At 36.5% G+C, this 12,753-nt stretch carries 5 protein-coding genes; 1 reads left to right on the top strand and 4 read right to left on the bottom strand.

Annotated features, from left to right (window positions below):
- Nucleotides 1–31: 31 nt before the first annotated feature.
- Complete coding sequence (locus P7V56_RS13010) at nucleotides 32–2,479, bottom strand: TonB-dependent receptor (RefSeq protein ID WP_171222288.1); 2,448 nt, start codon at nucleotides 2,477–2,479, stop codon at nucleotides 32–34.
- 169 nt (nucleotides 2,480–2,648) lie between these two features.
- A complete protein-coding gene (locus P7V56_RS13005) occupies nucleotides 2,649–7,259 on the bottom strand; it encodes a T9SS type B sorting domain-containing protein (RefSeq protein ID WP_171222289.1) in 4,611 nt (1,536 codons plus the stop codon).
- Nucleotides 7,260–7,470: 211 nt separating this feature from the next.
- Between P7V56_RS13005 and argS the strand changes: the two genes are divergently transcribed.
- A complete protein-coding gene (gene argS, locus P7V56_RS13000) occupies nucleotides 7,471–9,249 on the top strand; it encodes an arginine--tRNA ligase (protein ID WP_171222290.1) in 1,779 nt (592 codons plus the stop codon).
- A gap of 35 nt (nucleotides 9,250–9,284) precedes the next feature.
- Here the strand turns inward: argS and P7V56_RS12995 are convergent, their stop codons facing one another.
- The gene (locus P7V56_RS12995; protein ID WP_171222291.1) at nucleotides 9,285–11,807 is read right to left on the bottom strand and encodes a TonB-dependent receptor; all 2,523 of its coding nucleotides are present in this window, start codon (nucleotides 11,805–11,807) and stop codon (nucleotides 9,285–9,287) included.
- Entirely contained in the window at nucleotides 11,797–12,708 is a 912-nt protein-coding gene (locus P7V56_RS12990) for a FecR family protein (protein WP_171222292.1), read from the bottom strand. Before P7V56_RS12990 ends, P7V56_RS12995 begins: the two co-directional genes overlap by 11 nt.
- Nucleotides 12,709–12,753 lie beyond the last annotated feature (45 nt).

Here is a 12,753-nt window from a genome sequence, read left to right as displayed (position 1 = left end):
ATTAACAACTATTCAAATAATTCTGTGATAATTATAAAAGGCCACCACTACCTTGTGTTTCGTTTTGATCTCTTTGTTTGCGTTGCATAGCACTGTTTTTTCCACCGCCAAACATGTAATTGAATCCTATGTAGAAAGTTTGGCTTTCCCAATAAAAGGCTCCGACCTGTCTGTAAGGAATGTTTCCGTCGAAGGCAAAATGCATGGTTTCAAAAACGTCGTTGAAACGGGCTGTGATGCTTCCTTTTCCTTTCAAAACGGTGTAAGTTGAACCAATATCCATTCGGTACATTGGTTTTCTCTCAAATTGCAATCCTAAATCTTTCCCTCTGTACATAGCAAATAAATTGAATCTCAATTTTTTAGTAGCCACAAAGTTGTTGTTTACTCTGGCGTTGAAGATAACTACATCGGCTTCGGCTCTTTCTTGTTCTTGGGTATTGGCGTTTTGCACTGTACCTCTTACGGTTCTGAAATAGGCATCGCTACTGGCATTAACCGACCACCAAGTAGCTAATTTTAAATTGGCGGAAACTTCAGCACCGATAGCATTGTTGTCATCAAAGTTGTCATAAGAAATGATATCCTGATTGATGTTGTCCGGATTTTTATAGATGATTCTTCCGATTTCATCATTGATTTGACGGTAAAAAACACCGGTTGTAATAGAACCAATCTTAGTAGTCCTGGTATAATTTACTTCGAAAGAGTTGGTAAATTGCGGTTCCAATGATGGATTTCCTCTGGATTCAACCAAAGGTGTTGTCCATTCTCTGATAGGACTAATTTGACCTATACTCGGACGGTCGACACGTCTTGAAAAGTTGAAATTAAAAGAGTCTTTGTCGCTGGCTTTGTAATTGAAAAACAAGGATGGATAAATGGCGAAAATATCGTCTTCAATGGTGCTTTGGTCGTTAATGTTTTCAGACGGAGTAGAAGAAGTCACTACATTTTGAAAGTCACCCTCAATTTCATATTGCTCTAAACGAACACCGGCTTGAACGCTCCATTTTTTCCATTGTTTTCCGATATTGGTATAAAAGGAATGAATGTTTCGGGTGAATTCAAAATTTGAATTGCCTTGTCTGTTGTAGGATTCTGAAGGTTCGCTGATGGTTTCATCAAAATAGTTGGTGATTTTTTGCAGACGCGTTTCAGCTCCGATTTCCAATTTAACCGTTTCGGATAATGGGTTTACATAGTCTAAGTTGATCTGTAAATAATCTGTTTCGCGTTTAATATCGTTATTGGTGAATCTGGTTGATGTTGGATTTTCTTGATTGAACCAATAATCCGAATTTTCAGGACTTTCGGTGTTGGAAAAATTCGCTTGAAAATCTAAAGTTTCTCCTTTTTTATCAAAATCATGCTTGTAGGCTAAATCATAAGTTTGGGTATAATTTTCCGTATCTGAATCAGAAGTTTGTCTGGAATCTCTCAGTAAAGCACCGGTATAATCAATATTGGTAAATCCGGTACCACCGCCATTTACGATATTTTGATTGGTGTAAAAGGAAAGGCTGTTTTTTTCATTGATATAATAATCCATTCCCAATTTTACCAAATGGGATGTATTTAAATTAGAACCACCAAATTCTTGACGGTTCTCAAATAACGGTCGGAAACTATTGATGTAACCATTATTTTCATTCTGTCCGTGATTGAATCCGTAGTTGGTATAGAAATTTACTTTCCCAACTTTGTAGTTGAGGTTCAAGGCCGAATTGACTTTAGGCGTTACTCCAAAAGTCACACCCGAATTGATGCTTCCGTTAAAACCGTCTTGAGAATTTTTGTGTAAAATAATGTTGATGATACCGCTCATTCCTTCCGGATTGTATTTGGCCGAAGGATTGGTAATCAACTCAATTTGTTTGATGGACGAGGACGGAATTTGTTGTAGTAACTGAGCGGCGTCAATGTTAGAAGGTTTGCCGTCAATCAAAACCCTAACATTCGAATTTCCTCTTAAGCTTAATTCCTTGGTTTGCGGGTCAACACTTACTGTTGGAATATTATTCATAATTTCCGAAGCGGTGTTACCTGATGCGATTAAATCCTTTCCGACGTTAACTACTTTTCTATCAATTTTTTGCTCAATAGTAGAACGCTCTTTTACAATTTCCACTCCGGCCAATTGTACTGCTTCTTCTTCAATGGCAATGGTGTTTAGATTGACACTTTTATTGCTTTCGGACAATGTAACTTCTTGGGTGACTTTTTTGAAACCGATAAATTGTACTTCAACAGTATATTTTTTTAAGGCTAAGTTTTTAATTGAAAAGTTACCGTTTTCTTGTGTAATGCCTCCGGTTATGATTTTGCCTTCTTCCAAAACCGAAACATTTACATAAGGAAGCGGTTGTTTGCTGTTTTTGTCGATTACTTTTCCGGTGATTGCTCCCGGATTATTGGTTTGTGCCAATAAAATGGAACATTGACTTACTAATAACAGTAGTAATAATTTAAATCTCATTTTCGTTTTTTTTGATGATTGTTTGTTGAATTATTATTTGTTTATTCGCTTCAACAGTTGTTAAATTAATTCGAGTAAGTAGACTCATTAAGAATCGATTTGTTACACTAAAAAGTAAAAAACTCTCAAAAATATTTGAGAGTTTTTTTTGGGTATATTGTTTTAGAAATTAACGTTTCATCGCAAAATGGGCACGGAATTCTCGACTTACCTGATTTTCATCTGTATAGTTCACACTAAACCAATAGTCATCAGAAGGCATCATGTTGCCATTGTAAGTACCATCCCATCCGTTTCCGTTAGGTTTGATTTGCTTGAGAATTTTTCCGTAACGATCGTAAATAATAATAACAGCTGATGGTTGGTTGGATAAATTTGTAATATTCCAAGTATCATGATAACCATCACCATTTGGGGTGAAATATTTTGGATAATTGATAACCACTGCTTGGATAGTAGTAGTGCCACAACCGTTTCGGTCTCTTACAGTGATGGTGTGCAAACCTGATGAGACATTATTGAAAATCGGACTGTCTTGGAATGGTCCATTGTCTAATTGGTACTCAAAGTTATTCCCTTGACCCGTGGCCGTAACTATAATTGATTGGGAATCTGCAAAATCCTCTTCAACACTGTAAGTTACCACTGCAGGTTCCGAAGGACTAACAGTTACATTTACGGGTACTGAAGTACATCCGGTAGCTGTTTTGGTTGCTATTACACTATAGATTCCGGGTAAAACAGCAGTATAATTGCTTCCTGTTCCTACTACTGTGCCGTCTTCACTGGTCCAAATAAAACTATGAGTTGCTGAACTCAAGCCACTATAAATAGTATAAGAGTTTAAAAGCGTTTGTGTTTCGCTGTCAAAGCAAATGATTCCGTCTGCCGGTGTTGGTTCGGGTAATGTATTTACTACTATTGATAGTGGTTTTATATCAAAACAACTTGAAGTCAAGGTATTATTGATCCTGATATAAACAGTAGAAAGTGTAGTATTACTAATTGCATTAGTTTGATCTAAAGCATCTGTCATAGTTGCATAAAAGGCAATGGCAAATTCACTACCGGTTTGTGTACCTAAAGCGGTAGCGGCTAAACTTGTCAAATCAAATGAAGTGACACCATCATTATTTCCGTCTTCATCGCAAACTGTGCTTAGAGTGTTTGGAATTGTATTAACAATCGGAGTGTCAATTATGGTTACTTCGAATGAACTTTCATCAGAACATCTAGGTAAATAAGGAGAAACTGCATAAATGTAAATAGTTTGAGAAGTGGTAATGTTTGCACCGGCATTCAATTGTATACCTGTACCGTTAGGTCCGGTAAAATACTGCCCAACAGTTAAATTCGGTAAGATATAATTTTCACAAATGGTAATATTCGGTAAATCATTAACATTAAAAATGGTAATGTTGAAACTAATTTCATTTGTACAATCGGGCGAAGTATTTGAATTAGCAAAGACATAAACGGTTTGACTTTCTGTAATAGTGTCACCTGCTTGTAAGGCTGTTCCGGTTCCGCCGGTTCCGGTGTAATAATTGCCAATGGTTAAAGGGGGCAAAGTATAAGAATTACAAGCGTAAATATTAGCTATAGCCGGAATGACCGGTGTATTATTGATGGTAATCGTAAAAGTGGTTTCATCAATACATGAGAATGAGGTTCGGATTAATGACTCTTTAAAAATATATATGGTTTGGTTGGTAGTGATAATAGTTCCGGGCAAAATTTCTACTCCTGTTCCGTTTGGTCCTCCGGATTGGGTATAGTATTTATTATTAGCGGTTAATGTTGGCAAAGTATAACTGTCACAAGCTGTAACGTTTGCCAAGACATCCGCTGAAGTTGAAAATATGTTGATTTGAAAACTGTTTTCTGCAATACAAGCCGGTGATGTGCCGGAAATAGCATAGATATAAATTCTTTGTGAGGTAGTGATCACGGTGCCGGCTGCCAACATGGTTCCGGTGCCGTTTGGTCCTGTAAAGTAATCGCCTACTTGCAAAGCAGTTAAAACATATTGGTCACAAATATCGATGTCTGACCTTGAACTGATAGCCGGTAATGGTTGAATGGTTACCGTAAAACTTGATTGATTGAAGCAAGTACTGTTAAGTCTCTTGAAAATATAAATGGTTTGGGTTGAAAGAATAACATCTCCCGGATATAATTGAGTTCCATTACCATCTGTTTCAGTGAAATATTCTCCATTAGTAAGTGTAGGCAAAGAATAACTTTCACAAGCAGTTATATCGGTTAAACTATCAATTTGAGGTTGTGAAATGTTTAATGTGAAATGTAAATTATCTGTACAATTTGCACCACCACTAGTTGTCTGTGCGTAAATGTAAATGGTACTGCTGTTATTAATTACAGTACCCGCCGGAATTTGTTGCCCGGTGCCCATTGGTCCAGTGAAATAATTACCAATCGGCAATTGAGGTAAGGTATACCCGTTGCATTGCGTAATATTTTGTGGTTGAGGCAAACCTATAAATACTTCAAAACTGTCTTCGTCACTACAAGGAGTTGTTCCGTTAGTTGTAGCATAAACATAAATAGTTTGACTTGAAGTAATTTGTGTTCCGGGTGCCAGTTGAGTGCCAGTTCCACCTGTGTTTGTATAATAATTTCCCATTGATAAAGCCGGTAAAGTATAAGAGGTGCATTCAAATACATCTACTCTGTTTCCAACTTCAATAGTTGGCAAGATGGTAACGTTAAAACTGCTATCAACAATACAAACAGGTTCTATTTCAGTAATGAAATAATAGTAAATCGTTTGTGAAGTACTGATTACCGTTCCTGCAGGAATTTGTGTGCCCGAAGCATTTGGACCGGTGTAGTATTCACCATAATTCAACGCAGGCAAAGTGTAGCTTCCACAACTGGTTTCATCAGCCGGAATTAATTCAGAAGGCTCTAAGATAGTCACCGAAAATGAAGTATTGGCAACACATGACCCCGGACCGTTAGATTGATTGTAAATGTATATTGTTTGGGTTTCCGTTATAATATCTCCCGCAAATAATGGTGTTCCGCCTCCATTGATTGCTGTAAAATAGTTACCGTTGGTTAAAGGTTGCAAAGTATAACTCGTGCAAACTAAAACATTTTCCAAGTCATCAACCAGAGGCATTGGATTAACAATTAATTCAAAACTCGTCAGGCTAAAACATCCGGTATCAGTGGCATTATATACTCTTACATAAATGGTTTGCCCTGAGGATAAAAAACTACCGGCACCACTAATGGCATTGATGCCATTAGTGGCATCATTCAAAGAAGTATAATATCTGACAGCATAAACGGAAGAAGGTTGTCCGTTTAATATGGCAGCATTTTGTGAGTTTAGACTGAACTCTGCATTATTTTGGGTTAAAGATGTAGCACATAACACCATATTTTGTGGTTGTGTAGCAGTGGGTGGTGGTGACACCAAGAGTTCGAATGATTTAACTCTGAAACAACCGTTTGGCAATTGAATTCTAACATAAATCATTTGTCCCGTAGCACCGCTATATTGAAGTGGTAGCTGATTAATGTTGTTATCAGCATCGCTTTGAGAGGCATGATAAGTAACTATAGTGGCCGGATCTAAACCTTGTTTGACTCTATTGGTATTCGAATTTAAGTCGTAAGTATAAGTCGTAGCTCCGGTATCACATTTAGACAAATTATATGGATTTGGAGAGGATATCTGAGGATAGTATTCCACAATAATAGTATCTGTTATTGGCTCACAAAAATTAGCAATACTCGTGTAAGTAACACTATAAGTTCCGGCTTGATTGATTACTAATGAAGGTCCTGTTTCACCGGCAATGGTAGTGCCATTTCTTTCCCATGAGAAAGTATATTCTGTAGCATTTAAACCGGTGTCTAAAGTATGAGTAGTGCCAAAACAAAGTGCGTTATTACCATTTGTTGTTAAGTCAAGCCCTAAAACATCTTGACCAATATTAAAACTATCCGAAGAAATAAAAATAGCAGAATCAGATTGCGGATCTAATCGGTCGGCAATAACTAATTTGATATGATAAGGTATGCCCGGTGTTAAAACCGATGCGGCTGTTAGAACAGTGGTTTGACCATTAAAATTGATGGCAGAGTTTGCCGCATTGGAACCACCATTGAAACTTCCAAAATATTGTGGATTAACAGATGGACATGAGGAATTGTACAAAAAATCTCTGATTGTAACTACTGAAATTGGGTCAGTTGTACCCGGAACTACTGCCAAATTGGTTGTTGTCCCTGTATTCATATTGGTGAGTAAAAAAGCAAAAGCATCCGAGTATTGACACTGAAAATTGCCATATTCTTCAGAAGCAAAAATAAAGTCAAAGCTAAAGTTGGGTGAAATGGGTGTAAAGTCAAACTCCAAAACCGTTGCATTATTAGAAACCATTGCTATTCCTGCTGTTGCCAAAGTACTTTCCAATGTGGTGTCACCGGTCCATGTAGCCGACCCGTCATTTAAAATAGAAGTATTTGGTCCGGCCGCATTCATTGCATTTCCGGTACTCAAAACAACACCGCTTTGCATGGGAAAGGTCGGATTTGTATTCTGAAAAAAACCAATCCCGTTTGATGAACCAAAGTTGGTTCCGGTTCTCCAGGTGATATTAGTGGCCGATACACAAGGTGAATTGATTAACACATTGTTGACCAATTGCGGTACTGTATGAGCAGTTGTGCTAACAGTTATCGGTTGCGAAAAGCCAAGAGCACTTACTAATAAGCCAATGGTTAAGACAAGTTTATTCATTGTTTATGGATTTTGACAAAACAAATATGATAGATAATGTCGTTTAAATACAAAAAAAATCGATGAAATGCATAATGTTTTATTTTTAATATATAATTTACTTACAAAAAAAATATTTAGACTTTCTTCAATTTTGACTTTTATATTCCTAAAACCAATTCATTAAAATTTATATTCTAATGATTATCTTTGCCCACTTAATAGAAAAACCATGAAACTTTCACAGATTTTAACGCAACACATTCAAGTAGCCATTCAGGAATTATTCAACGTTACCGTTGATAGAGTAGAGTTCCAGTTGACTAGGAAGGATTTTGAAGGCGATATTACAATGGTTATTTTTCCTTTGTTGAAATTAATTAAAGGCAATCCAATTGAAATAGGTACCAAAATAGGAGAGTATTTGGTCGCTAATGCTGATGAGGTTGTTCGTTTTAACGTGGTTTCGGGTTTCTTAAACTTGGTCGTTTCTGATGTTTATTATTTGAATTTTTTCAATGAAATCAAAGACAAAGAAAGTTTTGGATTTGTTTCGGCTGCGCCAAATGAGAAAGCGGTCATGGTAGAATATTCTTCGCCTAACACCAACAAACCTTTGCATTTAGGTCATGTTCGCAACAATCTTTTAGGTTATTCGGTAGCCGAAATTATAAAAGCTTCGGGTAAAAAGGTATACAAAACCCAAATCATCAACGATAGAGGAATCCATATCTGTAAATCGATGTTGGCTTGGCAAAAATTCGGCGAGGGTCAAACCCCTGAATCTGCCGGTTTAAAAGGTGATAAGTTGGTAGGAAATTTTTATGTAAAATTTGACCAAGAATATAAAGCACAAATCAATGGGTTAATGGCCCAAGGTAAAACCGAAGATGAAGCCAAAAAGCAAGCACCAATTATCTTAGAAGCCCAACAAATGCTTTTAGATTGGGAAGCCGGAAAGCCTGAAGTTATTGAGCTTTGGAAAAAAATGAACCAATGGGTTTATGATGGTTTTGCCCAAACGTATAAAAATTTAGGCGTTGATTTTGATAGTTATTATTACGAAAGCAACACCTATTTACTGGGTAAAGAAGTGGTCCAGTTTGGTTTAGAAAAAGGTATTTTTGAAAAAGATCCCGACGGTTCGGTTTGGATTGATTTAACCGAAGATGGTTTAGATCGAAAAATTGTACTGCGTTCAGACGGAACGGCAGTTTATATGACGCAAGATATCGGAACGGCTATCCAACGTGTCAAAGATTTTCCGGATGTTGGCGGTATGGTTTATACCGTGGGTAATGAGCAAGATTACCACTTCAAAGTGTTGTTTTTAATTCTGAAAAAGCTCGGGTTTGATTGGGCGGAAAGCTTATTTCATCTCTCTTACGGAATGGTCGAATTACCTTCGGGGAAAATGAAATCACGTGAAGGTACAGTAGTCGACGCCGATGATTTAATGGAAGAAATGACCAACACTGCCGGAAATATAGCCACCGAGTTAGGAAAATTAGAAGGCTATTCTGCTGAAGAAAAAGCCCAACTTTTTAAAACCATTGGTCTAGGCGCTTTGAAATATTATATTCTTAAAGTTGATCCCAAAAAACAAATCCTGTTCAACCCGGAAGAATCGGTTGATTTTGCCGGAAATACCGGTCCGTTTATTCAATATACTTATGCGCGTATTCAATCGATTTTGCGCAAAGCCAATTTTGACTTAAATGATGCGACAACAACTATCGAATTACACGAAAAAGAGAAGGAATTATTAAAACAAATTGAACTTTTCCCTGAAGTGATTCAAAATGCGGCACACAACCACAGTCCGGCATTAATAGCCAATTACACTTATGATTTGGTGAAAGAATACAACTCATTCTACCAATCGGTGTCTATTTTAGGAGAAGAAGATTCGACTAAAAAAACCTTCAGAGTACAACTTTCCAAAAAGGTTGGCGACATCGTAAAATCGGCATTTAAGTTACTCGGCATTGATGTTCCTGAGAGAATGTAAAATATAAGGTCGGATTTTCCGGCCTTTTTTTTCGATTAGAAATTAAGTCTAATATTAAAATTCGGCGTCATTTCAAGCGAATAGGTATCCACACTCTCAACCGTATTATCTGCGGTATTTACCCGATAAAAACGATTCAAACTGTTTTGGGTATTTAGTAAATTGAGAATAGAAACTGAAGTCTGTAATGTAATTTTCTCAGTCAATTTCCAATCTTTAGAAGCCGAAAAATTCATTTGAAAATAATCTTTTAACTTCGAATTATTGGGCGAATTATAAACAATATCAGGATTAGCCGCCGTAACGCTGAAGGTAGTAGGTGTAGTAATTGGTCTTCCGGTATGCCACTTGGTTCCCAAAGCCAATTTTAATTTTTGCCACTCATAAATTCCGGCCCAGGAAATGGCATGGGTTATGTCATAATTATTAGGGAAAGAAGTGTTCAGCAATGCATCAAAATTGTATTGGTTGTCATTATAACTATAGCTTAACCAAGTATAAAATCGATTAAATGACTTTTGAATCAAAAATTCGGAACCGAATACTTGATAACTTCCAACGGTTTTTTCCAACTCGAATTGATTTTGAAAACCCTGACTACTGCTGGTAATTCCGGTGACTTTTTTGTAGAAATTGTCTAAAGTCAGCAACCAATTGTTCTTTTTAAAACTCAAACCCAAAGAAACCTGATTACTTTTTTGAATCGGAATTGTCGAATTGTTTGCCAATGTCCAACGCCTTTTTTCTATCCCCAAAAAATCTTGCTGCAAATCTATAATCTGCGAAAGGGTTTGGCTTTTCTGTTCTCCTAAAATCTCCAGTCTCAGGGTCGAAGTCAAGGCTTGGTTAAATTGCACTCTCGGTTCCAAAAGAAAGAAATTAAACTTGTCAAAATAATTAGCACGAACACCGGTTTTGAGGAATGTTTTTTTGTTCTCGGTTTCTAAAACGCCTTCTGCCACAGCAACATGAGTAAGTAAAACATTGGTAATGGTTCTGGAGAAAAACGGCAAATTGATTTCGTCAAAATTGGTAATCCCTATTTCATTAAACTGATAACCGGTATTCAAAGTAATTCTATTGGAAATTACATTCGAATTCCGAACTTGAAAACCGGTGTCTAGCACTTGGTTTTTTTGGTCTAAAACCTGATTGCTTTCCAGTGTTTTAAAGGATGAATTCAAATCATAACTCGAAAAATAGCCTTTAAATTCTGTATAGTGTTTGGCGTTCCATTGGGTTTTCCATTGAATAGTCCCGCCGAAATTTTCTTGTTCTAAAGTACTGTTCTTGTTCAAACTCACCGAAGATTGGTTGAATTGTAAGGTGTTTTCAATAGCGATGACATCAATGTTCAACTCGTTTTTAGTACCAATTTTTTGCTGAAATTGTGCCGTAATATCATAAAAATAAAAGTCAACGTCGCTTTGATAATCTACTATTTCATTGGTGTTCAAATCGGTAATAACCGTATTTTGGAATATTCTGTCGCTGTAATTTCGATAGGTTGGCGATTTAAAAAAATCAGTCAATGAACGTCTGGCGGATAAGGTAAGATTGGCTTTTTCGGAAACTTTCAATTTGGTATAAAATTCGGCACTAATGAGGTTGGTGCTAAAGCTGTTGTTCGTGGCTTCAACCGTTTTGGTTCGCGATGAAATATCGACCAAACTCGAAACACTTTCCCCATAAAAAGCAGAACTACCGTTTTTAGTAATCGATATGGTTTGCGCCAAGGATGGATTGAAGGCCGAAATCAGACCAAAAAAGTGTCCGGTTTGAAACATTCGAATACCATTCCACAGAAACAGATTTTGATCGTGTGTGCCACCGCGAACATTAATGTTGGATATGGTTTCATCAATACTTATAATTCCGGGAACTTGTTGCATGGTTTGCAAAACATCGGGCTCAATTAAACCGGGTAAAATACCAAATTTTTTAGGCTTTACCTCAATGGTGCCATCAGTTTTCTTGCTGATTCCGGTGGTCAAATACCTTTGGGTAACTACTTCATCAAGCGATTGGGTTATAGATTTTAACCTGAATTTCGGACAATTTGGAACATTTAAATCTTCGGGATTAATATTGAATGATTCATATCCTTGGTGCTCAATTTGAATTAAATCTGAAGAAATTTTCGGAATTATAAAATGACCTTCGGCATCGGAAAAAGTAATAAAGCTCATTTTTTCTATTCTTATGGTCGCATTTTCTATTCCTTTTCCGCTCTCGGAATCAAGCAAAAAACCACAAAGTGGCTTGTCTAATTTTTGATCGTTATAAATGGTAAAATATTTTTCGCTGACTGGTTTAAATTGCAGTTTTGTCTCTCGCTTTAAATATTCTATTTTTTGTTCTAATGACCATTTTTTTTCAGGCGCAACCAAAGCATACACCACAATCTCGTCTTCAATGTAACTGAATCTTACCTCATGTTGCTTACTGATGATGTTCAAAATGTTTTTCAATGGAATTTCTTTCCTGTCTTTTTGGGCATTACCCAAGAAAGAAAAGAGACTAAAGAGCAGTAAAAAAAAGAATCTGTTATTGAGCATCCAGACTTTCTAAGCGGTATTCGTTTTTACTTACTTGGGTTGATTTTAAATGATAAGTTGTGGCCAAAATTTCTAAAGACAAAGCTATATTTTTTGCCGGAATTGTACCAGTAAATAATTGTGAATTGTCAATGTTTTTTATAACCAAAGATACGTTAAAATGTCTTTCCAATTCGCTTACTATTGATTTTAAATCTTCTTGATAGAAAACGAGTTCGTCATTTAACCATTCCGGACTTTGAACTGTGCTTTCGGGAATTGTGATGGATTTTCCATTATCAAATGCAATGCTCATGCCTTTGGTGATCACCAATTCTTGGTCTTTATAGTTTACTTTTACTTTTCCCTCGTAACAAGTAACATCAAAACGGTTGTCGCGTTGTTTGACGTTGAACTGTGTACCGAGAACAGTTACTTTACCCAAAGGCGTGTTGACTTCAAATTTTTGACCTTTGGCTACTTTAAAATATGCTTCACCTTCTAGATTTAGTGCTCTATTGTTGTCCCAATTCCATTTTTTATATTGAATTTCAGAACCCGAATTTAAGACTACTTCGGAATTATCCGGTAAAGTAAAAGTATTTAAAACACCGTTTTCAGCATATTCGGTATAAGAGGCAAAGTTTTGAAAAGTAAAAAACAGTCCCAATCCAATTACTAAAACGGCGGCTATTCTGAAAAACCAATTCTGCATGAGTGAAATGGTTTTTATTTCTTTTTTAGGAGAAACTAAGATTTTAGACAAAACCAATTGCTCGTTAAAAGTTGGTGTTTCCAACTCAGCCGAGTATTTTTTGATTTTATCGTATAAGGCAAAGTCAGGCTCAGCTTGGAATGCTGCCAATTCATTCTCAGGCATTTCACCCGAAAGCCACTTTGCTAGTTTGTAATTTTCTTCCATAATCTATAGCATTTCAGTACTAAAACAAATTTAAATTTTTTTACC

It is taken from the genome of Flavobacterium sp. IMCC34852 (assembly GCF_030643905.1).
Taxonomy (GTDB): domain Bacteria; phylum Bacteroidota; class Bacteroidia; order Flavobacteriales; family Flavobacteriaceae; genus Flavobacterium; species Flavobacterium rivulicola.
Note: the sequence above shows the minus strand (reverse complement) of the source record. Positions and strands in the feature narration are given on the sequence as shown.